This window comes from Nonomuraea fuscirosea, from assembly GCF_003001935.1.
Lineage (GTDB): Bacteria > Actinomycetota > Actinomycetes > Streptosporangiales > Streptosporangiaceae > Nonomuraea > Nonomuraea fuscirosea.
On sequence record NZ_PVNG01000010.1, the window covers coordinates 48,297 to 71,788 of the forward strand.

The following is a 23,492-nucleotide window of genomic DNA, read 5'->3' on the forward strand; positions in this document are numbered from 1 at the left end:
GCTGCCCGCCGCGCCCCTGCGACGGCGGGCAGGCCGAGGGGGCAGGCAGATCACTCCCACCGGAACAACCGCACGGCCAGCCCGCCGAACAGGGCCAGCCCGGCCGCGACCACCACCAGGTGGATGAGCTGTGGCGCGTGCCCCTGCCACGTGTCCTTCAGCGCCTGGGCGAACGGCCCCGCCACCGAATAGTCGCTGATCACCCGCAGCGCGTCGGGCATGACGTCGCGCGGCACCCACATCCCGGCCAGGAACAGCAGCGGGAACATCACCGCCGACCCGATCCCGGGCGCGACCTTGCCGTTCGGCGCCACCGCGGCGATCACCAGCCCCATGGCCATCAGCGCCGCCGTGCCGAGCAGGAAGACCAGGCCGAACCAGGCCCACTGCCGCGGCGCGGACGAGCCGAAGAACAGCGATCCGGCCACGATCAGCAGGACGACGGTGACCACCGCGACGACCAGGTTGATCAGCAACTGCACCCCCAGCAGCCGCCCGGGATGCACGGGAGTGGTGGACATCCTCCTGAGCACGCCCTGGTCGCGGTAGGTGGCCATGACCGCGGGCAGGACGCTGCAGGCCAGCGTCAGCAACGACAGCAGCGTCATCATGCTGGGCAGCTGCGTGTCCACGAACCGTTCACCGTTCTCCCCGACCTTCGTGAAGTCCGGGATGCTCGTCCCCAGCACGATCAGCAGCAGCAGCGGCAGCCCGACGGTGAACATCAGGAACGGCCATTCCCGCAGGTGCAGCTTGGCCTCGACGAAGAGCAGCTTCATGACAGTTTCCTTCCGGTGAGCGCGAGGAACGCGTCGTCCAAGGTGGCCTGCTCGATGCGCAGGTCGCCGGGGACGATCTGGTGGTGGGCCAGGGCGAGGGTGACGGCCGGAGCGAGGTTGCCCGAGCCGCTCACCACCATCTGCTCGCCGCTCCTGGTGACCTCACGGACCTCGGGCAGGGCCAGCAGCAGGGAGTCGTCCACGGGCGCCGACGGCCGGAACCGCACCCGCTGCTCGCCGCCGACTCGCGCGATGAGCCCGGCGGGCGTGTCGATGGCCACCACCTTGCCCGCGTCGATGAGCGCGATCCGGTCGCAGAGGCGCTCGGCCTCCTCCATGAAGTGGGTGACGAGCACGATGGTGACGCCCGACTCGCGTACCTGCTGGATCAGCTCCCACGTGTCCCGGCGCGCCTGAGGGTCGAGGCCGGTGGTCAGCTCGTCGAGCACGGCCACGCGCGGCTGTCCGACCAGCGCGAGCGCCACCGACAGGCGCTGCCGCTGCCCGCCGGACAGGTTCTTGAACGCGGTGTCGCGCTTGGCGTCCAGGCCGACCCTGGCCAGCAGGGTGCGCCAGTCCGCGGGGTCGGGGTAGAAGGAGGCGTACAGGTCCAGGGCCTCCCACACCTTGATCTTCTCCGGCAGCGCCGCGCTCTGCAGCTGCATGCCCAGCACGTGACGCAGCTCGTCGCGTTGTGTACGCGGGTCCAGGCCGGCCACCCGTACGGTGCCGCCGTCGTGGGCCCGCACGCCGGCCACGCACTCCACGGTGGTGGTCTTGCCGGCGCCGTTCGGGCCGAGAATGCCGAAGATCTCACCCTCGGCCACCTCGAACGACACGTCGTCGACCGCGAGGTGCTTCGGGTACTGCTTGCGCAGGTTCTCGACTTCGATGATTTTCATGCCACTGACGCTAGAAAAGCGGCGTTCACCGGGGAATCTGGGTGGATGCCGGGCAAGGGTGTACCTAGGTGCAGTGACCCCGAGGTGCCGTTGGCGCAGACTGGTGACATGCTTCGCAGGTTCGGCCACATCGCGACGCTGCTCGCGTTCACGCTGGTGCAGCTGCCCATCATGCTCGTGACCGGGGTCATGCTGCTGCTGTCCTTCGCCCTCGGGATGGTGTTCCTGTTCCCGCCGCAGGTGGGCATGGTCCGGCGGCTCGCGGAGTTCAACCGGCGGCTCGTCCGGCGCCAGACGGGGATCGACATCGCCTCGCCGTACCTGCCGGCGCCCGCTCCGCCGGTGCCGCAGCCGGACGGGATGTACCGCTCGGAGCGCACGCTCTACAAGACGCCCCGCATACCCGCGTGGAACAACCGGTGGAAGTGGCTGGTCAGCGATCCCGCGACCTGGCGCGACGAGCTCTGGCTGCTGCTCGACCCGCCGGTGAAGATCGCGCTCGTGCCGCTGTTCGTGCTGCTCCCCGCACGTGGCCTGCGCCTGTACGGCCTGTGGAGCGAGCTGCTGCTGGCCCCCACGGCCGCCAGCCTCCTGGCCGGGCAGGTGACCCATTTGCGGCGCACCCGCAACCTGGCCGCCGACTCGCAGGCCGCCGAGATGCGCAGGATCGAACGGGACCTGCACGACGGCACGCAGGCCAGGATCGTCGCGATCGGCATGACGCTCGGCGCGGTCGAGCAGCTCGTCGAGGATGATCCCAAGGCGGCCAGGGCGCTGCTGGCCAAGGCGCGCGACGCCTCCTCAGAGACGCTCACGGAGCTGCGCCGGGTCATCCGGGGCATCCATCCTCCCGTGCTGGCCGAGCGCGGGCTGGCCGACGCCATCCGGGCCCTGGCCATGGACAGCGTGATGCGGGTCTCGGTGGACGTGGAGCTGGAGCACCGGCCGGAGTCGCCGGTGGAGGCGGCGGTCTACTTCGCGGTCAGCGAGCTGCTGTCGAACGCCGCCCGGCACGGCGACGCGCGCACGGCGTCCGTGGACATCAGCGGCAACGGCCCCGACCTGCGCGTCACGGTCACCGACGACGGCCTCGGCGGCGCCGACCCGGCCAAGGGCAGCGGCCTGGCCGGCATCGAACGTCGGCTGGCCGCCTTCGACGGCGTCCTCGCCCTGAACAGCCCGCTCGGCGGGCCCACGACCGTGACCATGCTGCTGCCCAACGTCCTGCCCGGCCACAGCGCGGGCGGCACGCGCGGAATGCCGCGCTGGAAGACGGTCACCGTCATCCTCCTCTGGGGCACCGCCTGGTGCCCCACGTTCCCGCAGGGCATCGTGGCCGGCGTCTTCAAGGCGTTCGGGATCGAGGAGAAGGCCTGGTTCCTGCCCCTGTACCTGCCTGAGCCGTGGCAGTGGCCGGTGATCGTGGCCATGACCCTCGTCGGCCTCCTCATGCACGTCATGGCCATCCGCATCCCCGCCACGCATGACCCGGACCGGTACATGGAGGAGGCCTCCGTGCTGAAACCCTGGTGCTCATGAGTCGCGTACTGATCGCCGAAGACCTCTACCTGCTCAGGGACGGCCTGGTCCACCTGCTCCAGGCGCACGGCTTCACCGTCGTCGCCGCTGTGGAGAGCGGGCCCGAGCTGCTGAAGGGGCTGCTGGAGCTGCGGCCCGACGTCTCGATCGTGGACGTGCGGCTGCCGCCCACCTTCACCGACGAAGGGCTGCAGGCCGCGCTCGCGGCCAGGCAGCAGCTGCCGGGGTTGCCCGTCCTCGTGCTGTCCCAGCACGTCGAACAGCTCTACGCCCGCGAGCTGCTGGCCGACGGCTCGGGCGCGATCGGCTACCTGCTCAAGGACCGCGTCTTCAACGCCGAGCAGTTCATCGACGCCGTACGCAGGGTCGCCGCCGGCGGCACGGCCATGGACCCCGAGGTGATCGCCAAGCTGCTGGCCAGGAACGCCAGGAACGAGCCGCTGGCCGCGCTCACGCCGCGCGAGCGCGAGGTGCTGGAGGCCATGGCCGAGGGCCGCTCCAACGCCGCCATCTCCCAGCGCCTCTACCTGAGTGAGAGCGCCGTGGCCAAGCACACGGCCTCCATCTTCGCCAAGCTCGGCCTGGCTCCCTCCGACGACGACAACCGCCGCGTCCTGGCCGTGCTGGCCTACCTCAACAGCCGCTGATCACGCGGGCTCGACCTGGGGCGAACCGCACGGACTTGTCGGTGGCACCGGCTATTTTCATAGAGGCACGGTGCGACGAAGAGGTGGTATCAGGTGAAAATCCGGGTAAACCGCGATGTTCTGGCAGATGCGGTGGCATGGGCTGCCCGAGTCCTGCCCAGCCGCCCCGTGGTGCCCGTCCTGTCCGGGCTGTTGCTGGAGGCGGGCGAGGACCTGACGCTGTCCGCGTTCGACTACGACGTCTCCGCGCGGGCCACGGTCGAGGCCGACGTGGCCGAGGAGGGCCGCGTGCTGATCCCCGGCCGCCTGCTGGCCGAGATCAGCCGCAGCCTGCCCGCCGAAGACGTCGAGATCACCACAGACGGCCAGGAGGCGGTCCTCACCTGCGGCAGCGCCGAGTTCGGGCTGATCACGATGCCGGTCGAAGACTTCCCGACGCTGCCCGCAATGCCGCCGAGCATCGGCGCGATCGGCGGCGGCGTGTTCGCCTCCGCCGTCGGCCAGGTGGCGCCCGCGGCCAGCCGCGACGACACGCTGCCCATGCTCACCGGCATCAGGATCGACATCGAGGGCGAGGCGGTGGCGATGGCGGCCACCGACCGCTACCGCATCGCGGCCCGCGACTTCGCCTGGCGTCCGGCCGGGCCCGACGTCGCCGTCTCCGCCATGGTGCCCGCCCGGGTGCTCGTCGAGGTGGCCAAGTCGCTGCGGGGCGGCGAGGTCTCGGTCGCGATGGGCGACGGGGTGGCCGGGTTCGAGAGCGTGGGGCGCAGCACGACCGTGCGGCTGCTCGACGAGCAGTTCATCGACTACCGGGCCAGGCTGATCTCCGACTGGTCGATCAGGGCCGACGTGGCGGTGGCGCCGTTCGTGGGCGCGATCAAGCGGGTGGCGCTGGTGGCCGAGCGCAACACCGCGATCCGGCTGTCGTTCAGCCAGGGCCAGGTGCTCATCCAGGCCGGCGGCGGCGACATCGGGCGCGGCGCCGAGGTGGTCCCGTGCGAGCTGCGCGGCGACGACATCCAGATCGCCTTCCAGTCGCAGTTCCTGCTCGACGGGTTCACCGGGATCGAGAGCGAGCTGGCCAGGATCAACCTGGAGTCGCCCACGAGGCCGGCGCTCATCCAGGACGTGCCGGGCGACGCCGAGCCCGCGTTCCGCTACCTGGTCATGTCGCTGCGCCAGTCCTGACGGCGCGACACCGCTCGGGGGCGTCGTACCGGGCGGTGGGATCAGCTTTCGGCGGGGTCGTGGCCCGGGGTGGGGTCACCGCTTGCCGCGCGCCCGCCCGCCTGGCGCTCGGCGACCAGCCGGAAGACCCGCTTGAACTCGGCGTACGCCTCCTCGCCCACGGCCCGCGCATGCCCGGACTCCAGTTCGGCGAGGATGGCGTCCGACCTGGCGATGTGGTCGCGCCCCTTGGCGGTGGGCACGATCAGCTTGGCCCGCCGATCGCCGGGGGCGGGCCGCCGTTCCACGTAGCCGAGCTCGACCAGCTCGTCCACCAGCGTGCCGATCACCTGCTTGTGCCGGCCCGACCAGGCGGCCAGGTCGGTGGCCCTGCTGCCTTCCGGGTCGAGGTAGGCCAGCACCGCGCCGTGACGCGGCCGTACGTCGGGATGCCCCTGCTCGGCGAGCTTCGCGAACAGCTCGCGCTGCAGACTGAACAGGGTCCGGCCGGAGAGCACGCCGAGATCGGGGTCGTCCTGCCTGCGCACCACGCACCCCCTCGATGGATCTCGGTGTGTCGTGACGCCTGGGCCCCTGGTCGGAGGACCGGGGGCCGGGGGATCAGGCTTCGGTGAGGGCGATGAGGATGTGCTCCATGCAGGCGTGCCCGGCCCGCTCCGCCGCCGCCGCGTCGCCGGCCGCGATGGCTCTGGCGATGGCGTCGTGCGGGATGTAGCTCTTGTTGAGCGACGTGCCGGCCGCCGTGATGCTGGCCCGCAGCGCGGCCGAGAAGTCCTCGAACAGGTCGATCAGCACGAGGTTGTGCGTGGCGTGCGTGACGGCCATGTGGAAGGCCAGGTCGGCCTCGACGAAGAAGTCGGGGTCGTCCAGCTCCCAGGCCCGGTCGCGCTCGGCCAGCGCCGCCTCTATGCGCCTGATGTCGTCGTCCGTGCGCCTGGTGGCGGCCAGACGCGCGGACTCGACTTCGAGCGCGCGGCGTACTTCGAGGATCTCCAGCTGCTCCGCCTGGCGCAGCCGCCGCAGCATCGCGCCGGAGAGCTCGCTGGTCGCCCGGACGTAAGTGCCGTCGCCCTGACGGCACTCGAGCAGCCCGGCGTGCGTGAGCGCGCGTACGGCCTCACGAACGGTGTTACGACCCACTCCGAGTTGCTCGGCGAGCACCGTCTCGGTGGGTATCTTGCCGTTCATCGGCCACGACCCTGACGTGATCTGCTCTTTGAGCTGATCGATGACCTGGTCGACGAGCGAAGCCCGCTGCGCCGTACGCAGACTCACAGTCCGCCTCCTCCGGGGAAACCAATCATCCTATGAGTCAATGACTGGTCGACCCTAATTATTCCAGACTCAAAAGGCCAAATCTGGAGCTCCCGGAGGATCAACTGGAGACTGTGGCGTCAACCGTCACCCCCGCCATGGCGGAGCGAACTCCGGCAGCTTCGAGGGCCTTACGATATGCGGCGGTCTGCTGTGCCCTGTCACCGGCCCTGCCGTAGAGGTCGCCCAGCTCACGCCAGCACCGGGCGGCCTGGCGGTCGGAGCCGAACACCGGACGGTCGAGCCCGCCGAGCAGCTCGTGCGCGTTGCGCAGATGGGTCGAGGCGTCGCCCTCCTGCTCCAGCACCACGGTCGCGAGCACGAGGTGGGCCTCGGCCGGCGTCGTGCCCGGGTGGTCCTGGGAGACGCCCAGAGCCACCACGGCCAGCTCGGCCGCGCTCGCGGACTCGCCGGCGCGCAGCTTGACCCGCGCGTGCACGATGAGGCTCTCGCCGTGCTCGCGCGCGGTCGAGGGGAACACGCCGAACGCCTTGACCGCGCCCGCGACGAGCCGCTCGGCCTCGTCGATCGGAGCCGAGGCCATCCGGGCCCAGTGCATGGCGGTCCTGGCCAGCTGCAGCGCGAGCCGCGTCTGACGGCCCGCCGTGATCGCGTCGTCGGCCAGGCGCACGGCCAGGGCGGAGTCCTCGCCAGCGGCCGCGGCGGCACTGGCGTGCCACAGCGCCCTGATCTCCCCGGAACGGTCCACAACTTCAGGAGAGCCGCTCATGTCCAGGACGTGCTTGACGTAGGTCAGCTCGGGGGAGTCGCTCTCACGCTCGCCGCGCGCCTCGACCAGCGCACTGGCCAGGTCGGTGGCGAGCTCGCCCTGTGTGATGGAAAGCCGCTCCGCGTGCGCCAACGCGGCGCTCGCCAGGTCGCGCGCCCGCAGCCGGTCGCCCGCCCGCTGGTAGCAGCGGCTCAGCGCGATCGTGAGCGGAAGGTCGGCCAGCCGCTCGGGATGAGCCGCGGCCTCCCTGCGCAGGCGCTCGAAGGCCTCCACGGCCTGGCCGAGCCGGCCCTGCGCCTCCAGCGCACGAGCCCTGCCGAACCGCGCCTGCGCGGTCAGCATGGCGTTCTCCTCGTCGGCCGCCTTCACGATCTCCGTGAAGCGGTCGGCGGCGACGGACGGGTCGCCGTGCTGCAGCTCCAGCTCGGCGTGACGCAATCCGAGCTCCGTGTCGATGCGCTGACGAGGCTCGATCCCGTGAAGGAGGAACTCCGTCGTGCATCCAAGCCGCTCGGCCAGGAGTCTGGCCACAACAGGAGTCGGCGTGCGCTTACCCGACTCAATGAGCGAGACATAACTGTCAGACAGGTCGGGTCCGGCCAGCTGGGCCTGAGACATCCGCCTGTTCAGCCGCAATCCGCGGACGCGGTCACCGATGGTTCCCTGACTCGGCATCTCATCTCTCAAGGCGGGGAAGGGTCAACAACACGCAATGATTGCATGAAGTAGCCGAATCTGGTATCCCCGCGTGAAGAATTTGCCACGCTGTGATTAATCGTCGCTGTCGTCCTTGCTGGGGAAAAGCATCTGACAGACCTCGAGGTACAGGGTTTCCGGATACGGAATGTACTCGACCGTTGACAGAGCCTGATCCTGGCCGGCCGACTCGAGGATGAACTCACCGTAGCCGAGCATGCGCCCCAGCAGAGATCTCTGGAAGCTCATGTCGGTGACCTTGCCCAAGGGCATCATCGCGACCTTGCGCGTGATGAGACCCGTGGTGAGCAACATGCGCTTCGACGTCACCACAAAGTAATCGACCGACCACTCCGCGACTTTCCATACGAAACGGATCAGAAGCAGGAGCCACAGCCACCAGACGACGACGAGCGCCGTGCCGCCCGCCTCGCCGCCGCCGAAGAATCTGCTGAGCAGTCCGGCGATCACGAGACCGCCGAGCACCTCGGCGACGGGACGCAGCAGAATGGCAGGGTGCCGCCGCACCATGATGACCTGTTGTTCGTGGGGGAGGAGGTAGCGGTTGACCGACGATGGAGCTGAGTCCCCGTGGGTCACAAGTCTCATGAGAGGCTGTTCACAAATTGCGCCAGAGAGTCGGCTGCGTTGAACACCGTGTCGAACGCTCCTCTCACCGCGTCCGCGGCGTCAGCTGGTCGCGCGAACAGGTAGTACGCAACAAATGCGATACCACCGTATGTGAGGACCTTTTTGACCTGCACCGTCGCCTCCGTGCCACTTACCCACTCCACCCGCCGTATACATTACCCACCTGGATGCCAGGGTAAAGGTAAGTTGGCGGGTAAGTTCTGATCTTGCTTAGCCGCGTTCGCTGGCCACCAGAGCCAGGACGTGAAGGTGCTTGCGTGCGATGCGCTCGACAAGGCTCGGATGGGCGTAACCGGTGACCTCCAGCGCGCCGTAGTGCGCCGCCTCCACGCAGCGCGTTACGGTGGTCGTGGAGTGGACGCCGGCGAACTCGTCGCACAGCACCGCCTCCACGTCCGCGTACGGAGTCGGGTCCGCCTCGGTGTGATCGCTCATCGTGCTCCCCCACGCGCATGACGGAAGTTGCCTTCCTTCTCTCTTCGTACCCACTCAACCACAGTATGTAACGAAGAAGTGACTCCGCGTGACGGAAATGCGCCTTCGTGCGGTCACGTCGGACCTTGTGGCGCCCGAAGACGCTTCAGCCGGCGCTCACAGCAGCGGACGCCCGCTTGGACGACGCCCGCTTGGACGGCGCCTGCTTCGGGAATGCTCGCTCAGACGACGCCCGCTCAGACGACGCCCGCTTCGGGGGTGCTTGCTCAGACGACGCCGTAGAGCCGGTCGCCGGCGTCGCCGAGGCCCGGCACGATGTAGCCGTGCTCGTTGAGCCGCTCGTCGAGCGCCGCCGTGACCACCCGGATCGGCTTGCCCGAGTTGGCGAACACCTTGTCCATGTAGGCCAGCCCCTCGGGCGCGGCCAGCAGGCAGATGGCGGTGACGTCGACGGCGCCCCGGTCGAACAGGAACTGCACGGCCGCCGCCAGCGTGCCGCCGGTGGCCAGCATCGGGTCGACCACGTAGCACTGCCGTCCCGACAGGTCGTCGGGCAGGCGGGTGGCGTACGTCTCGGCCTGCAGCGTCGACTCGTTCCTGATCATCCCGAGGAAGCCGACCTCGGCCGTGGGCAGCAGCCTGGTCATGCCGTCGAGCATGCCGAGCCCGGCCCGCAGGATGGGCACGACCAGCGGGTACGGCTTCGCCAGCCGCACACCCGCGGCGGGGGAGACGGGGGTCTCGACATTGACCTCGGTGACGCGCACGTCGCGGGTGGCCTCGTACGCGAGCAGCGTGACCAGTTCGTCGGCCAGCCTGCGGAAGGTCGGCGAGTCGGTGCGGACGTCGCGCAGGGCGGTGAGCTTGTGGGCGACGAGCGGGTGATCGACGACGAGGGTCTCCATGGGTCCACACGCTATCTCCTGGCGAACGCTGCTGCCGACCCCTCTCACCTGGGGTGGATTCCGGCAGGCCGCGCGGGCGTCACGGAAACGGGCACACAGTCGCCCGGCACCTCAGATCTTTGGTTTTGATCACAATTTGGCCCGACAGGCACACGCCCAGTGGCTGGGTCTGGGACGATTGGGTCCGGATGATATCTGTCGTGTCAGAGGTCGGGTGGGGATGGCGATGACAGACGAAGACGCTCTCGACTTCGCCATCGTGGTTTATCGCGAGGACGACTGCTGGGATGCCGAGCTGCTGCCGGCCACCCTCACGTCGGACCTGCACGGGCTGATCCATGCCATGAAGCAGCAGCCGAGCGAGAGCGGCACGATCGGGCTGGTCGCCGTGGGCGACGAGTTCTTCGTGGCGCTGCGGGTCCTGGGCGAGCGGGTGGAGGTGTTCCTCTCCGACATCGCCGCCTCGTGGGACTTCCCGCTGGCGCGTCAGGTTCTCGACTATCTCGACGTGCCCGTCCCGGACGAGGAGGAGCTCGACGAGATCCTCCAGGACGAGGAGACCGCGCTCCCGGCCGGCGACCTGTCGATCTTCGCCGATCTCGGGTTGGACGAGATGGAGCTGGGCATCCTCTCCGGCGACATCGATCTGCTGCCCGAAGACGTGCTGTCCAGCATCGCCGCGCGACTCGGCTTCTCCGAGCCGTTCGAGCGCGCGATCGAATCAGTCTTCGGCTGACCCCCCTGGAGCGCGGACATGGCGGCCAACACCTTCTCTGCGGCTTTTGTCAGGACTTCCGACGGCTGGAGCGGGGCCGAGGTCGATCTCGGGGACGCCGAGATCGTCGATGACCTCGGCGACGCGGTCATGGAGTCGCTGGGGCTGACCGGCGACGAGCTGGCGCTGCTCTGTGTCGAGGTCGAGGACGAATGGTTCGCCATCGCCCGCTACCGGGGCGAGGACGAGCCGCGCGTGTTCCTGTCCGACGCGCACGCGATCGTCGCCAACGGTCTGGGTGAGCTGTTCGCCGAGTTCGCCGGGGTGGCTCCCGACAAGGAGAGCAACGGCCTCGGCGTACGCCCGGCGGGCGATTTCGAGCTGCTCAGCGACCTGGGCTTGAGCAGCGAGGAGCTGATCGAGCTCAGCATGGAGGAGGGCAACCTGCCCGCCGACGTCCTGTCGGTCATCGCCGAGCGGCTGTCGTTCGCCGACGAGCTCGACCGGTTGCGGTGACGTACGAGGAGGCCATGCGCTCGGCCCTGGAGCAGGCCGTCATGGCCGGCGACCGGGGCGAGATCCCCGTCGGGGCGGTCGTGCTCGGCCCCGGCGGCGAGGTGCTGTCCGCGGCGGGCAACGACCGCGAGTCCTCCGCCGATCCCACCGCCCACGCCGAGGTGCTCGCGCTGCGCCGCGCCGCCGGGCGGCGCGGGGAGTGGCGGCTGACCGGCTGCACGCTCGTGGTCACGCTGGAGCCGTGCACGATGTGCGCGGGCGCCGCGGTGCTGGCCAGGGTGGACCGGATCGTGTACGGCGCCGTCGACGAGAAGGGCGGGGCCGTGGGCTCGCTGTGGGACGTCGTCCGCGACCGCCGGCTCAACCATCGGCCCGAGGTCGTCATGGGCGTGCTCGCCGGGGAGTGCGGCGAGGTGCTAAAGCGGTTCTTCGCCACTCGCAGGATCCGGTAAGCTCGTTCGCGGTGGTGTCGCCTAGTGGCCGAGGGCGCACGCCTCGAAAGCGTGTGATGGGGCAACTCATCCGTGGGTTCAAATCCCACCACCACCGCCACAGCGAAGGGCCTCCGATCCACCGGGTCGGAGGCCCTTTTCGCTGTCCCGGCCCCTGCCGCCCGCGGCCGGCGGGCAGGGGTGCGAATGATCTCGCCGAAAGCGGCTGATAATCATAATCGTGCGGAAAATCCGACCCCCGGTGCCGCCCCGCACTCAGGAAAAGAAAGGGAGCCGCGAATCGCGGCTCCCTTTCTTTTCCTTTCTCAGTTGGGTAGCTCAAGGACCCTGGCGTGCAGGATCGATCGTTGGTGCAGCGCCGCCCGCAACGCGCGGTGCAGGCCGTCCTCCAGATAGAGCTCGCCCTGCCACTGCACCACGTGGGGGAAGAGGTCCCCGTAGAAGGTGGAGTCGGCGGCGAGCAGCGAGTGCAGGTCCAGCATGGCCTTCGTGGTGATCAACGAGTCGAGCCGGACCTGCCGTGGAGGAATCTGGGCCCACTCTCGGTGGCTCAGACCATGGTCGGGATAAGGGCGTCCGTCGCCGACTAGCTTGAAGATCACCCCCCTGATTTTAGGAGAGATTCCGATTCCTCGCGCTATCCGGCCGCGTCCGCACCGGCACAGTCGGTGGGCGCGCCCTTTTCGTATCCGCGTTGGAAGGCGTTGACGCGTTGCTCGGAGCTGCCGTGGGTGAACGATTCAGGATCGATTCTGCCGGTGCTGCGTTGCTGGATTCTGTCGTCGCCGACCGCCGCCGCGGCGTCCAGCGCCTCGGAGACGTCCTTGGCGGTGAAGGGCTGGTCGTAGAAGCCGGTCTCGTACGCGTTGCGCGCCCACACGCCGGCGTAGCAGTCGGCCTGGAGCTCGACGGCGACCGAGCTGCCCCCGTCGAGGGCGCCGAGCAGCTTCTGCACATGGTGGCCGTACTCGTGGGCGATCACGTACGCCTGCGCGAACGGCCCGCCCTTGGCGCCGAACTGGCTGTGGAGCTGGTCGAAGAAGCTCAGGTCGAGGTAGACGCGCTGGTCGCCGGGGCAGTAGAAGGGGCCGGTCGACGAGGTGGCGGAGCCGCACCCGGTGCGCACCTGCCCCGAGTACAGGACGGTCTTGGCCGGGCGGTAGCCGGAGACCTCCTTCTTCCAGTAGTCCTGGATGCTGTTGACCACGCCGACCACGCGGCACCGTTCGGACTGGTCGGCGTCCTTGCCCGTCTGGCACTGCTCGGAGAGGTTCGACGGCGGCCGCCGCTGCGCGGGCTCCGCGCCGCCTCCGACGTTGTTCAGGACGAAGACCAGCACCAGCACGATCAGGCTGACGATCCCGCCTCCGCCGACGATCATCCCGCCGGGGAAGCCGCCACCGCCACCGCCACCGCCGCCCCCCGCGTCTTCCACCTGTGAAGCATCGAGGTCGGCCTGGTCTCTGAAGTCCATGCTGAGGTCCCTTCTGGGCACTGCCAGAAGGACCACTTCCCCGTAGACGGCGGGGATATCGTGCTAGATCGCGCCGGAGAAGGTGTCGCAGCGCTGGGGGTCGCCGCTGTCGTAGCCGGTGCGAAACCACTTCGCCCGCTGCGCCGAGGTGCCGTGGGTGAAGCCGTCGGGGGTGACGCGGCCCTGCGTGCGGCGCTGGATGCTGTCGTCGCCGACGGCCGCGGCGGCGCTGAGCGCCTGGTCGATGTCGTTCTGGCTGAACGGCTCCTCGTAGAAGCCGGTCTTGACCGCGTTCTGCGCCCACACGCCGGCGTAGCAGTCGGCCTGCAGTTCGAGGCGCACGGAGGGGCTGCCGGCGCCGGGGCGGTGGTCGCGGCCGACCCGGTTCATGGTGCCGAGCAGGTTCTGCACGTGGTGGCCGTACTCGTGGGCGATCACGTACGCCTGCGCGAACGGCCCGCCCTCGGCCCCGAAGTCGCGCTGGAGCGTGTCGAAGAAGGTCAGGTCGAGGTAGACCTTGCGGTCGGCGGGACAGTAGAACGGCCCCACGGCGGAGTCGGCCGCGCCGCAGGCGGTGTCGACCGCCCGGGTGAACAGCACGGTCTTGGCCGGCGTGTACGCCCTGCGCTTCTGGTCGCCGAACGCCTGCCGCCAGTAGGACTGGATGCTGTTGACCGTGCCGACCACGCGGCAGTCCTCGGACTGGTCGGCGTCCGCGCCGGTCTTGCAGCGCTCGGCCAGGTTGCCGGTGGCCTGCGGCGGCGGGCTCGGCTGCTGCCCTCCGCCCTGCGGCCCGCTCTCGTCGCCGGTGAAGGGCGTGGGGACGAGGCCGAACAGGAACAGGCCCGCCACGGCCACGACCAGCAGCAGACAGCCGCCGCCCCGGCCGCCGATGGGCAGCATGCAGCCGCCCAGCATTCGGCCGAACCCGCCCCCGCCTCCGCCGCCCCGCTGCGGGCCCGAAGCGCGTACGTCCTCGACCTGTGAAGGGTCGAGGGACTTGTCGTCGTCGAACTGCATGTCGTCCCCCTGACGCAGTTCTCCCCTGTAGCGCTTCGAATACGCACCGCAGTCAATAATGCGAGTTTTTTGCGGATATATCGGATAATGTGCCGCTATGACGGTTGGCTTGATCGGGATCGCTCTGGTGTCCCTCGGCATGGTGCTCACCCCAGGGCCCAACATGATCTATCTGATCTCCCGTTCGCTCACGCAGGGCCGCAGGTCGGGGCTGATCTCGCTCACGGGCGTCTTCCTCGGCTTCACCCTCTACCTGACCGCCACGTGTCTCGGGCTCACCGCCGTCTTCGCGTACGTGCCCGCCGCCTACACCGCGCTCAAGCTGGCCGGCGCCGCGTACCTGCTCTGGATGGCCTGGAACACCCTGCGGCCGGGCGGCATCTCCGCCTTCGAGGCGCGCGACCTGCCGGTGGAGCGCCCCGGCAGGCTGTTCTCCATGGGGCTGCTCACCTGCCTGCTGAACCCCAAGATCGCCATCCTGTACCTGTCGTTGCTGCCGCAGTTCATCGACCCGTCCATGGGACACGTCCTGCTGCAGAGCCTCGCACTCGGCTCGGTGCAGATCGTCGTCGGCACCCTCGTCAACGGCCTGATCGTGCTGTCGGCGGGCGCGCTGGCCGCGTTCCTGGCCCGCCGCCCGGTCTGGGTGCGCGTGCAGCGGTACGTCACCGGCACGATCCTCGGCGCCTTCGCCGTCAGTATGGCGACCGACCGCTCCAAGGCCCTGGTCAGCGCCTGAACGGGGCCGGCCGGCTCACCGGTCGAACCACGTCGCGGACGGGGACCGGCACAGCTGCCCGAACGCGACCCCGGCCAGCAGCACGCCCAGCACGTTGCCCAGGCTGACGCTGCCCAGGAGCTGCCACAGGCCGAGCAGCGTGACCAGGAACTCGACGACGAGCCCGCACGCGCGTACCCATGAGCGACGCGTCGAGATCCGCAGCGCCAGGAACCCGATCAGCAGGATCGTCAGCAGCGGAACGGCCAGCGCGGCCAGCACGGCGCCGCTCGCCGGGCCGGCCGGAACGCTGCCCAGCAGCACGAACAGCAGGAACAGCCCCACCAGCCCCATGACCGCCTGGACCCACATGCAGATCCTGGCCACGGACACGGCGCGGGGCATCGCCTCGACGGCGTAAGGCTCGGACATCGACGAGCCTCTCGATTCGGGGAAGGGTGATCGACGGGCCGAGCATAGGCCGCCGCTCATGGTCATGGACGCCAACCACGCCAACCGGCATACGTGGCGGGGATTGCCGACCCGGGAATCGCGGAGTGGACTGAAGTCCTACCCACGTCGAGAGGAGGAGCGGTGAGCAGGCTTCGTTTCGGTGTCTTCCTGGCCCCGTTCCACACCGCGGGACAGAACCCCACCCTGGCCATCGACCGCGATCTGGCCCTCATGGAGCATCTCGACCGGCTCGGGTACGACGAGGCGTGGATCGGGGAGCACCACTCCGCCGGCACCGAGCTCATCGCGTCGCCGGAGATCTTCATCGCGGCCGCGGCGCAGCGTACCCGCCACATCAGGCTCGGGACCGGCGTGACCTCGCTGTCCTACCACAACCCGCTCTGGGTGGCCGACCGCATGGTGCTGCTCGACCATCTGACCAGGGGGCGCGTGATGCTGGGCGTGGGGCCCGGCTCGCTGCCCACCGACTCGGCCATGATCGGGCTCGACCCCACCGACACGCGGGAACTGCTCGACGACAACCTCGACATCGTGCTGCGGCTGCTGCGCGGGGAGAGCGTCACGGCCCAGACCCGTACGCACACGCTGGTGGACGCGCGGTTGCAGCTGCGGCCGTACACCCACCCGCGGTTCGAAGTGGCCGTCGCCGCGGTGGCCTCGCCGACGGGGCCGCGCCTGGCCGGGCGGCACGGCCTGGGCCTGCTGTCGATCGGCGCGACGCTCACCGCCGACGGCTTCGACGCGCTGGCGCACCACTGGAACGTCATGGAGGAACGCGCCGCCACGTACGGCACCACGGTCGACCGCGCCGCCTGGCGGCTGGTCGGGATCATGCACGTGGCCGAGACCCGCGAGCAGGCGATGCGGGACGTGGAGTACGGCATCGAGCCCTGGTTCCGCTACTTCCAGAAGGTGGCCGCGTTCCCGCAGATGGGCGTCCAGGGCGGAGACCTGAAGGAGATGATCGACTTCGTCCGCGGCTCGGGCATCGGCGTGATCGGCACCGTCGAGGACGCCAAGGCCCAGGTGCGGCGGCTGCTCGACCAGTCCGGCGGGTTCGGGGCGATGCTGCTGATGGCCCACGAGTGGGCCGATCCGGCGGCGACGAACCGTTCGTACGAGCTCATCGCCCAGCACGTGCTGCCCGAGTTCCAGGATCAGGCGGGGCCGACCCTGGACGCCGCCGCCCGCGCGAGCGCGGTCCGCGAGGACTACGCGCAGGCGCAGCTGAGCGCGGTCGCCCGCATGACGGACAAGTACCGGACGGAGGCGAACATCAAGGACTGAGCGCTATTGCGGCGAGTCGGAGATCTCTCCCGAGGGCTTGGGCCACTCAAGCTTGGTGCCCGGATCGACAGCCCAGGCGGAGGAGGCGGCCGCGGCGCCGATGCCGATGCCGATGAGCCCGGCGGCGGCCACGAGGGCGAGCCTCTTGAGCAGTCTGGTGTTTCTCACAAGACCTCCGTTGCGTGACGAACGTGCGAGGGTGATGTTAATGGGCGCGGAGATCAGGACACAATGTGTTTCGCGTGCACGGCTGGGGTCGAGCCTGCGCACGGCCAGAGAATGGCGCTGTCAGGTGAACACCCGACAAACGTCGCGGCGATCCCGCGACGTCAGGTGTGAGGCCGGATGGACGCTCTCCGCGACGGATCCGGGCGGGGTGCCGCATGGCGATCAGGCGTCTCGCGAGTCGGTTGTAAGGGAGTTGTAAGCCCGTACTCCTATACATGCACTTGTGCACCCCAGCGCCGGAAATTTCCGCATTTATGGCGTTGTATCCGCTATTGCGGGACCGGCGGGCTTATTGTCGACCCCAATGAAGGAGGGCAGCGCTCCTAGTGACGCTGGAGATCAGATTTCTCGGCCCGTGGCAGGTATTCGCCGCTGACGAACCGGTCCGGATCGCCGGGCGCCGACGCATCGGCGTGCTGACCAGACTCGCCCTGAACGCCGGGCAGGCCGTACACGCCGAGCGCATCCTCACCGACATCTGGGGAGAGAGCTCCACGGCGACCGCCGCCAAACAGCTCCACATCGTGGTCTCCAAACTCCGCCAGACCTTCGCCCCGCACATCACCGGAGACATCCTCCAGACCGTGCCCGGCGGTTACCGGCTCGCGGTCGAACCGGACGACGTCGACGCCCACCTGTTCCTGCGCCTGGCCAGGCGCGCCCGCACCGCCCAGGCGCAGGGGGCCGCCGCCGACGCGCTGTTCCGCCAGGCCCTGCGACTGTGGCGGGGCGAGCCGCTGGCCGAACTGACCGATCCCTGGGCCAGGATCGAGGCCACCCGGCTGGAGGAGGAGCACCTCACCGTCCTGGAGGACCACGCCGACCTGCGCCTCGCCGCGGGCGACCATCATGCGGTGGCCGCCGAGCTGGCCGTACACGTGCGGGTTCATCCCCTGCGCGAACGCCCGGCCGCGCAGCTGATGCTCGCCCTGCACCGCGCCGGCCGCCCCTCGGAGGCGCTCGCCGTCTACCAGGCCACCCGCCAGGTCATGATCTCGGAGCTCGGCCTCGAACCCGGAGCCGAGCTGCGCCGGCTGCACCAGGCCGTCCTGGCCAAGGACCCGAGTCTCGACCTGACCGTCCCGGCCCAGCAGGTCACGGTCGCCGGGTCGTACCCGCCGGCCGAACTGCCCGCCGACACCCACACCTTCACCGCCCGCACCGCCGAGATCGACCAGCTGCGCACCGCGCTCGGCCCCGCGGCGGGCCCGACGCAAGGCCCGCCCGTCACCGTGATCGACGGGCCCGGCGGCATCGGCAAGTCCGCCCTGGCCGTGCACGTCGCCCACGCCGTGGCCCCCGGGTTCGCCGACGGCGTCGTCTACGTCAATCTGCACGGATCCACCCCCGGGCTCGACCCGCTGACCCAGGACCAGGCCCTGCGCCATCTGCTGCGCTCCCTGGGCCTGGACGGCGCCGCCGCCCCCGCCACCTCCGGCGAGGCCGCCGCCCGCTACCGCTCCCTGACCGCGCGGTCCGACCTGCTGGTCATCCTGGACAACGCCCGCGACGTACGCCAGGTCCGCCCGCTCATCCCCGCGGGCCCCGGCTGCCGCGTCCTGATCACCTCCCGCGAACCGCTGGCCGCCCTCGACAACGCCCGCCACCTCAACCTGGGCGCCCTGGACGCCGCCGACGCCGCCGCGCTGCTGTCCCGCCTGGCCGGACCCGACCGGACCCGCGCGGAACCGCGGGCGGTCGAGCGGATCGTCGACCTGTGCGGCGGCTTCCCCCTCGCGCTGCGGATCATCGGCGCCCGCCTGGCCGCCCGCCCCGACCTGACCCTGTCCGGCCTGGAGGCACGGCTGGCCGACGCCACCCGCCGCCTGGACACGCTGGAGTACGCCGACCTGGCCATCCGCGCCAGCATCGCCGTCAGCCACCATCACCTGCGCGAAGAGCCCGCCGGCCGGGACGCCGCCCACCTGCTGCCCCGGCTCGGCCTGCTCGACCTGCCCACCCACACCCCGGCCGCCACCGCCGCCCTGACCGGCTGGCCGCAGCACCGCGCGGAGGCCGCCCTCGAACGCCTCCAGGACGCCCGCCTGCTCGAACCCGGCCCCGACCGCTACCGCTTCCACGACCTGGTCGGCCTCTACGCCCGCGAACGCGCACACCAGGACGTGCCGGAGGAGGAACGCGCCGCCGCCGTACAGCGGGCGCTGCACCACTACGTGGCCACCCTCTGGACGGCGGGCCGGATGCTCAACCCCGACGCCGGCTTGCGGGCCCCCGTCGAGCTGCCCGACAGCCCCTTCGCCGACCCGGCGCAGGCGGGCGGATGGGTCCAGGCCGAACGCGACAACCTGCTCGCCGTCGCGCAGCAGGCGCTGACCGGCCCCGACCCGGCGACCGCCGTCGGCCTCGTCGTCGGACTCCACTGGCCCTTCTGCTTCCAGGGCTGGCACACCCAACTGGCCGGCGTCTACGCGCAGGCCATCGAGGTGGCCCACCGCATCGGCGCCTGGGAGGACAAGGCCCAGATCAGCAGTTTCCTCGGCTGGGCCTATCGGGACCAGGGCCGCTACGACGACGCGATAGCGCAGCTGAAGACGGCGCTCACCGACTGGGACCGGGCCGGCCTGCCGCGCAGGAAGGTCGGCGTGCTCAACAACCTCGGCGTCATCAACACCATCGTGGGCCGCCTCGACGAGGCGCTCGGCTACCTGGAGTCCGGGCTGGAGCTCAACGACGAGGCAGAACGGCCCGTGGCCACGGCCACCCTGCGCAACAACCGGGTGCACGTCTACTACCGGCAGGGCCGCTTCGACGAGGCGATCGCCGAAGCGCGCCTGCTGGTGGAGCAGGCGCCGCGGACGGGCCCGCTCGCCGACGCGGGCATCGCCCACGGGTCGCTGGGCGACGCCTACCGCCACGCCGGCCGGCCGGCCGAGGCGGCGGAAAGCTACACGACGGCGGTACGGCTGCTGCGCGAGGCGGGATACCACCTGAAGGAGGCCGTGTCCCGCTGGTGGTTCGGCACCACACTGCACGACCTCGGCCGCCACGCCGAAGCCCGGCGGCAATGGGAGGACTCCGTCCGCCTGCTGCGCGACGCCCGCCTGCTGACGCCGGGGGAGGCCGGCGACATCCTCGCCCAGACCGTGCCGGAAACCCCCCAGCCGATCAGGAACATGCTCTGACCCGCCACCCTCGGAGCCGGGCTGCTCATGGCGCCGGCCACGCACGCCGCGCCCGATGCGAAGATCAATCGGCGTCGGCCCGATATCGCGAGAAGCTGAGCTCATGCCTGAACGGAGCAGCGCTACGGGTTGAGCGCGGCACGCAGCCGCTCCGCGTAGGCCCGGCGACGGTCGGCGGGCAACCACTCGGGCTCCGGGGGCGTGCGGTAGAGGTCGTCGCCGGGGTAGCGGGGGAAGAGGTGCTGGTGGAAATGCCAGACGTCCTGGTTGCCCGCGGGCTCGTTGTGCTGGCGGGTGGAGACCCCCGCGCAGTCGTACGCGCTGCGCATGGCGCGGGCGAGCAGCCGGGTGACGTCGAAGATCGCGTGCCCGTCGGCGGCGGGGAGGTCGTACAGGTTCTCGTGATGGGCGACGGGGATGATCAGCAGATGCCCCGCGTTCCGCGGCCACCAGCGGGGACAGATCATCGCGAAGACGCGCTCGTCGCGGTGGACCACGTCGGGCTCGCGGTCCGGGGTGAGATGGCAGAACGGGCAGTGGTAGTCGGCGGGGGCGTGGTTGTGCACGCGGCGTCTCCCTGGCTGGTCGTCATCCGTGGGTCCAGTCTGCTGCGAATGCCCGGCCACGACACGCAACGTACGCATTCGAGGCCCTTCAGGGACGCGCCGGCGGCGGCCACTCGACGAGCCCGTCGAGATCCGGCGGCCGGTAACCGGCCCCTTTGAGCACCTTGCCGTCCGCCCGGCGGAGTACCCGGCCGTCGGCGTCGAGCTTGCTCATGTTGGACCGATGAACCTCGACGAACACGGCCGGCAGATCGATCCCCAGCGCATCCGCGGCACCGTAGGTGACATAGAGCACGTCAGCCAGCTCCTTGGCCACCGCCTGATACGCGCCGAGCGGATCACCGCCGGTCCGCAGAGCCTTCGCCAGCTCGGTCAGAGCCTCGGCGGCCTCACCCGCCTCCTCGACCAGCAACGTCCGCCGCTGCTCCGCCACCTCGGGCCGCCCGGCCTCGGCCACACCGTCGAACACCTCGCGAAACTCGGCCACCCGCCGCATCGGCTCATGATCCATGCCCCGACCCTAAGCGCTCCGCACCATCGGACGACGCGTCACAGCCCTTGCGCGCGCAGCACGTCAGCAAGCGTCTGCGAAGTGCTGTTCTGCATGGAGTTGTAACTGAACCCCCCGAGTGTTCCTGCGCCGAGGAACCGCAGGTTGCGCAGATCCGTGGAGTACGAGAGCCCGGTGAGGTCGCTCGCCAGGGCGAACGATCTCTCCAGCGGGTGGTCGATCCCCGGCCCGTCGATGTCGTGATCGGGATCCAGTGCGACCTCACGCATCTTCGCGACCAAGCGGTCCGGATCACTGCCCGATCGCTCCTCCGGATACATCGGGTCGAACCAGACGACCGGCGCGCCGTCGACGATGTAGGCGAAGGTGTCCTGGGCATAGTCGTGGCGGCAGACCGACACGACCTCGGTTCCTCGTGAGACCGGGGCGTAAACCTCGTCGGCGACGGCCATCATCCATCCTCCCGGTTCGACGACCACAGTCCAGTCGCCGACCCGGGCGGCGCCGATGTAACCGGCCGCGTCGGCCCTCATGCTCTCCGCCGAGCGATACTCGACTTCGTGGAAGGCCACCTCTTCCACGGTCTTCTCGTCCACGCCGAACCGGCGGAGGGCCTCCTCCGGGGAGACATCGCGGACGAAGGACACACAGTAGATCTCACCCAACGTCTCGTAGCCGGGGAAGCAGGGAAGGTCTTCGGGGGCCTCTGTCATGGTCGCTCCTTGATCGTGTGAGCGGCATGATCGCAGCCCTCGCCGACAAACGGCCTCGCCGCGCGCGTTCGGCCTGGTCATGGGCGGCGTCCGACGGTGGGCGCGCTCAGATCCAGAGGTAGAGACCCTGACCGGCGCGTACGACCGGATCCAGCCAGTCGAAGAACTCCTCCACCCATGGATCCCGCACGCCCTCTTCCGCGACCGGCAACGCGGGCGGATGCCGTTTGAAGGCGCCCGGCACCACCCGGCTGAACGCGCGGGCGGCCTGATCCAGCAGCTCACCGTGCCGCGTCACCGCCTCACGATGCTCCCGCTGTCCGGGCTCTGCTCTGTCGTCCTCGACGGTGAGCGGCGGCGGGCCGGGGCTGGGCGCGGTGGGCGGGGCCGGCAGGGCGAACACACGGTGGCGGGCCTCGACGAAGGCGGGTCTGCGGGTCCAGGCGTTCGTACGATCCAGGGTGGTCTGTGCTGTGGTGAGGAGATCTTCCTGGGTTTCGGCGAGCAGGCGGCTCGTGTCCCACGTACGCAGCCGGTCGCGGTAGTGGCGGAACCCGCCCGCCATGGTCTCGGCGTACCAGCGGCGCCACCTGACCGCCCACCCCGCCAGCTCGTCGGGCAGGAGCGTCGCCCAGGCCGCCTGCCGCCACTCGGGCGGGAAGACGGGGTTGCCGCCGATGACGCCGACCCGGTGCGAACGGTCCTGATCGAGCACGAGCAACGAGCACAGCCGCTCGTCGAGCTCCCGCCACCGCGCGAGGATCGCGTCGTGCCCGGTCTCCTCCGGCGGGCTCGTCTCTTCCGGCGGGTCCGTGCGCAGCGTGCTCCCGAGTGCGTGGGCCAGGCGCGCGTGGGCGCGGGTCAGCCGGACGAGCTCACCGGGATCCCGCCGGGCGACGTCGCGTACGGCCGCAGGCACCCAATCCGTCCCCACGGCCCGTCATCGTAGCTGGCGATCATCCGAAGAGGTGTCCCTCAGGGAGTCGGTGCCGCGAGTCGCTCAGCGAACGCCGCGAGTCGCTCAGCGAACGCCGCGAGTCGCTCAGCGAACGTCGTCAGTCGCTCAGCGAACGTCGTCAGGGAAGCGAAGGTCGGCGCTGCGGTAGAGCCGGTCGACCGCCTCAACACTGTCGGCCGCACAGGTGGCGGCGACCTCGTCGATCAGCAGGTCGTAATCAGGGCCGGTCTTGCCCTCGTAGGACGCGGTCATCCGGCCCCATTCGTCCCACGGCAGCGTCTCCGTCTTGCACAGCGCGGCCAGGTCGCGGATCGCGTTGCCCCGGATCTCGGCCGCTCCCCACGCATGCGTCGTGCCCGCGACGCCGAACGTGTCCGGGTCGATCTCTCCCCGCCGGTAGAGCGTCCACGCTTCGCCGCCGGTCAGGAACTGTCCCGGAGCCAGGTCTTCGGGCCGTGCGACCTGGTCGCCGCCGAGGGTCTGGCTGTCGATGCGGACCCAGCGCCGCTCGCCGGCGTGCCAGTATTCGGTGACCCAGTGGTCAATGGCCTGCCCAGGGGCGAAGTAGGTGGCGAATCCACACCGCGCGCGTGCCGCGATGCCCCGTACCCGGAGCAGGGCGCAGCTCAGCGTGGCGAAGTGGCGGCAGGTGCCCACCACCCGCAGGTGCGCCGGCCGCTGGACCTCCAGCGGCGCGGCGTCGAGCCGCGTCAATGCCCCGACGATGGCGCTCGCCGGCCGCAGGTCCTTCTCCGCCATACGCTCCTTGGGCAGCGACAGCGTGGCGGCCTCGAACGGATGGATGACGATTCCACGTACGACGCGGCAGATCTCCACCGGATCAGTCGGAAGGCCGGCGATGAGAGGTAATTGGTCGGCGTCCAGTGTGGTGAAGATTCCAGGGCTGGCGTAGTCGATGACCATGCGG

General features: G+C 70.1%; 27 protein-coding genes and 1 tRNA gene. 10 read left to right on the forward strand and 18 right to left on the reverse strand.

Annotation, left to right across the window (positions count from 1 at the left end):
• Nucleotides 1-50: 50 nt before the first annotated feature.
• Together B0I32_RS23120 and B0I32_RS23125 are read right to left on the reverse strand one after the other, a co-directional pair.
• Nucleotides 51-779: an ABC transporter permease gene (locus B0I32_RS23120; protein ID WP_106242914.1), complete on the reverse strand. Its 729-nt coding sequence runs from the start codon at nucleotides 777-779 to the stop codon at nucleotides 51-53.
• On the reverse strand, nucleotides 776-1,681 hold the full coding sequence (locus B0I32_RS23125; RefSeq protein WP_106242916.1) for an ABC transporter ATP-binding protein: 906 nt from the start codon (nucleotides 1,679-1,681) through the stop codon (nucleotides 776-778). The genes B0I32_RS23120 and B0I32_RS23125 overlap by 4 nt, the downstream gene beginning before the upstream one ends.
• A 108-nt stretch (nucleotides 1,682-1,789) precedes the next feature.
• Between B0I32_RS23125 and B0I32_RS23130 the strand changes: the two genes are divergently transcribed.
• From B0I32_RS23130 to dnaN, 3 genes are all read left to right on the forward strand, one after another.
• Nucleotides 1,790-3,220: a sensor histidine kinase gene (locus B0I32_RS23130; RefSeq protein ID WP_181307683.1), complete on the forward strand. Its 1,431-nt coding sequence runs from the start codon at nucleotides 1,790-1,792 to the stop codon at nucleotides 3,218-3,220.
• Nucleotides 3,217-3,867 (forward strand): response regulator transcription factor, encoded by a 651-nt coding sequence (locus B0I32_RS23135; RefSeq protein WP_106242918.1) that lies wholly within the window; start codon nucleotides 3,217-3,219, stop codon nucleotides 3,865-3,867. The genes B0I32_RS23130 and B0I32_RS23135 overlap by 4 nt, the downstream gene beginning before the upstream one ends.
• Nucleotides 3,868-3,960: 93 nt before the next feature.
• Nucleotides 3,961-5,058, forward strand: coding sequence for a DNA polymerase III subunit beta (gene dnaN / locus B0I32_RS23140; RefSeq protein WP_106242919.1), 1,098 nt, complete (start codon nucleotides 3,961-3,963; stop codon nucleotides 5,056-5,058).
• A gap of 41 nt (nucleotides 5,059-5,099) precedes the next feature.
• On the opposite strand, the gene B0I32_RS23145 is transcribed toward dnaN, so the two are convergent.
• The 6 genes from B0I32_RS23145 to upp all read right to left on the reverse strand — a co-directional run bounded on the left by B0I32_RS23145 (nucleotide 5,100) and on the right by upp (nucleotide 9,789).
• Nucleotides 5,100-5,585 carry a MarR family winged helix-turn-helix transcriptional regulator gene (locus B0I32_RS23145; protein WP_245955981.1) on the reverse strand — a complete coding sequence of 162 codons (486 nt, stop codon included), beginning with the start codon at nucleotides 5,583-5,585 and terminating at the stop codon, nucleotides 5,100-5,102.
• Nucleotides 5,586-5,658: 73 nt separating this feature from the next.
• The gene (locus tag B0I32_RS23150) at nucleotides 5,659-6,333 is read right to left on the reverse strand and encodes a FadR/GntR family transcriptional regulator (RefSeq protein ID WP_106242922.1); all 675 of its coding nucleotides are present in this window, start codon (nucleotides 6,331-6,333) and stop codon (nucleotides 5,659-5,661) included.
• Between the two features lie 100 nt (nucleotides 6,334-6,433).
• Nucleotides 6,434-7,777 (reverse strand): helix-turn-helix domain-containing protein, encoded by a 1,344-nt coding sequence (locus tag B0I32_RS23155; RefSeq protein ID WP_106242924.1) that lies wholly within the window; start codon nucleotides 7,775-7,777, stop codon nucleotides 6,434-6,436.
• A 96-nt stretch (nucleotides 7,778-7,873) separates the two neighbouring features.
• Complete coding sequence (locus B0I32_RS23160; RefSeq protein WP_106242925.1) at nucleotides 7,874-8,407, reverse strand: PH domain-containing protein; 534 nt, start codon at nucleotides 8,405-8,407, stop codon at nucleotides 7,874-7,876.
• Nucleotides 8,408-8,659: 252 nt separating this feature from the next.
• Nucleotides 8,660-8,884, reverse strand: coding sequence for a hypothetical protein (locus B0I32_RS23170; protein ID WP_106242929.1), 225 nt, complete (start codon nucleotides 8,882-8,884; stop codon nucleotides 8,660-8,662).
• 266 nt (nucleotides 8,885-9,150) lie between these two features.
• Complete coding sequence (gene upp / locus B0I32_RS23175) at nucleotides 9,151-9,789, reverse strand: uracil phosphoribosyltransferase (protein ID WP_106242931.1); 639 nt, start codon at nucleotides 9,787-9,789, stop codon at nucleotides 9,151-9,153.
• Between the two features lie 220 nt (nucleotides 9,790-10,009).
• On the opposite strand from upp, the gene B0I32_RS23180 reads away from it, so the two are divergent.
• The 4 genes from B0I32_RS23180 to B0I32_RS23195 all read left to right on the forward strand — a co-directional run bounded on the left by B0I32_RS23180 (nucleotide 10,010) and on the right by B0I32_RS23195 (nucleotide 11,572).
• Nucleotides 10,010-10,525, forward strand: a complete 516-nt coding sequence (locus tag B0I32_RS23180; protein ID WP_393269681.1) for a tRNA adenosine deaminase-associated protein — start codon at nucleotides 10,010-10,012, stop codon at nucleotides 10,523-10,525.
• Between the two features lie 18 nt (nucleotides 10,526-10,543).
• Nucleotides 10,544-11,020: a tRNA adenosine deaminase-associated protein gene (locus B0I32_RS23185; RefSeq protein WP_106242932.1), complete on the forward strand. Its 477-nt coding sequence runs from the start codon at nucleotides 10,544-10,546 to the stop codon at nucleotides 11,018-11,020.
• A 14-nt stretch (nucleotides 11,021-11,034) separates the two neighbouring features.
• On the forward strand, nucleotides 11,035-11,472 hold the full coding sequence (tadA, locus tag B0I32_RS23190) for a tRNA adenosine(34) deaminase TadA (protein WP_106243537.1): 438 nt from the start codon (nucleotides 11,035-11,037) through the stop codon (nucleotides 11,470-11,472).
• A gap of 10 nt (nucleotides 11,473-11,482) precedes the next feature.
• Nucleotides 11,483-11,572, forward strand: a tRNA-Ser gene (locus tag B0I32_RS23195).
• 205 nt (nucleotides 11,573-11,777) lie between these two features.
• On the opposite strand, the gene B0I32_RS23200 is transcribed toward B0I32_RS23195, so the two are convergent.
• From B0I32_RS23200 to ypfJ (B0I32_RS23210), 3 genes are all read right to left on the reverse strand, one after another.
• On the reverse strand, nucleotides 11,778-12,074 hold the full coding sequence (locus B0I32_RS23200; protein WP_106242934.1) for a type II toxin-antitoxin system VapB family antitoxin: 297 nt from the start codon (nucleotides 12,072-12,074) through the stop codon (nucleotides 11,778-11,780).
• Nucleotides 12,075-12,109: 35 nt separating this feature from the next.
• Nucleotides 12,110-12,946, reverse strand: coding sequence for a KPN_02809 family neutral zinc metallopeptidase (ypfJ, locus tag B0I32_RS23205; RefSeq protein ID WP_106242935.1), 837 nt, complete (start codon nucleotides 12,944-12,946; stop codon nucleotides 12,110-12,112).
• 63 nt (nucleotides 12,947-13,009) lie between these two features.
• Entirely contained in the window at nucleotides 13,010-13,966 is a 957-nt protein-coding gene (gene ypfJ, locus B0I32_RS23210; RefSeq protein WP_106242937.1) for a KPN_02809 family neutral zinc metallopeptidase, read from the reverse strand.
• A gap of 97 nt (nucleotides 13,967-14,063) precedes the next feature.
• Here ypfJ (B0I32_RS23210) and B0I32_RS23215 point away from each other — a divergent pair, with 97 nt between their 5' ends.
• Nucleotides 14,064-14,705 (forward strand): LysE family translocator, encoded by a 642-nt coding sequence (locus tag B0I32_RS23215; protein WP_106242938.1) that lies wholly within the window; start codon nucleotides 14,064-14,066, stop codon nucleotides 14,703-14,705.
• Between the two features lie 15 nt (nucleotides 14,706-14,720).
• On the opposite strand, the gene B0I32_RS23220 is transcribed toward B0I32_RS23215, so the two are convergent.
• Nucleotides 14,721-15,116, reverse strand: a complete 396-nt coding sequence (locus B0I32_RS23220) for a hypothetical protein (RefSeq protein WP_106242940.1) — start codon at nucleotides 15,114-15,116, stop codon at nucleotides 14,721-14,723.
• 162 nt (nucleotides 15,117-15,278) lie between these two features.
• On the opposite strand from B0I32_RS23220, the gene B0I32_RS23225 reads away from it, so the two are divergent.
• A complete protein-coding gene (locus B0I32_RS23225) occupies nucleotides 15,279-16,445 on the forward strand; it encodes an LLM class flavin-dependent oxidoreductase (RefSeq protein ID WP_106242942.1) in 1,167 nt (388 codons plus the stop codon).
• A 3-nt stretch (nucleotides 16,446-16,448) separates the two neighbouring features.
• On the opposite strand, the gene B0I32_RS57800 is transcribed toward B0I32_RS23225, so the two are convergent.
• Complete coding sequence (locus tag B0I32_RS57800; RefSeq protein WP_181307685.1) at nucleotides 16,449-16,613, reverse strand: hypothetical protein; 165 nt, start codon at nucleotides 16,611-16,613, stop codon at nucleotides 16,449-16,451.
• A gap of 386 nt (nucleotides 16,614-16,999) precedes the next feature.
• Here B0I32_RS57800 and B0I32_RS23230 point away from each other — a divergent pair, with 386 nt between their 5' ends.
• Nucleotides 17,000-19,816, forward strand: a complete 2,817-nt coding sequence (locus B0I32_RS23230) for an AfsR/SARP family transcriptional regulator (protein WP_106242943.1) — start codon at nucleotides 17,000-17,002, stop codon at nucleotides 19,814-19,816.
• A 122-nt stretch (nucleotides 19,817-19,938) separates the two neighbouring features.
• Here the strand turns inward: B0I32_RS23230 and B0I32_RS23235 are convergent, their stop codons facing one another.
• From B0I32_RS23235 to B0I32_RS23255, 5 genes are all read right to left on the reverse strand, one after another.
• Nucleotides 19,939-20,382: an HIT family protein gene (locus B0I32_RS23235; RefSeq protein WP_106242945.1), complete on the reverse strand. Its 444-nt coding sequence runs from the start codon at nucleotides 20,380-20,382 to the stop codon at nucleotides 19,939-19,941.
• Nucleotides 20,383-20,470: 88 nt separating this feature from the next.
• Nucleotides 20,471-20,878, reverse strand: coding sequence for a pyrophosphohydrolase domain-containing protein (locus B0I32_RS23240; RefSeq protein WP_106242947.1), 408 nt, complete (start codon nucleotides 20,876-20,878; stop codon nucleotides 20,471-20,473).
• Nucleotides 20,879-20,931: 53 nt separating this feature from the next.
• Nucleotides 20,932-21,606 (reverse strand): DUF6461 domain-containing protein, encoded by a 675-nt coding sequence (locus B0I32_RS23245; protein WP_219911976.1) that lies wholly within the window; start codon nucleotides 21,604-21,606, stop codon nucleotides 20,932-20,934.
• 106 nt (nucleotides 21,607-21,712) lie between these two features.
• Nucleotides 21,713-22,540 carry a hypothetical protein gene (locus tag B0I32_RS23250; protein WP_146178280.1) on the reverse strand — a complete coding sequence of 276 codons (828 nt, stop codon included), beginning with the start codon at nucleotides 22,538-22,540 and terminating at the stop codon, nucleotides 21,713-21,715.
• 129 nt (nucleotides 22,541-22,669) lie between these two features.
• Entirely contained in the window at nucleotides 22,670-23,488 is an 819-nt protein-coding gene (locus B0I32_RS23255) for a transglutaminase-like domain-containing protein (RefSeq protein WP_106242951.1), read from the reverse strand.
• Nucleotides 23,489-23,492: the final 4 nt, after the last annotated feature.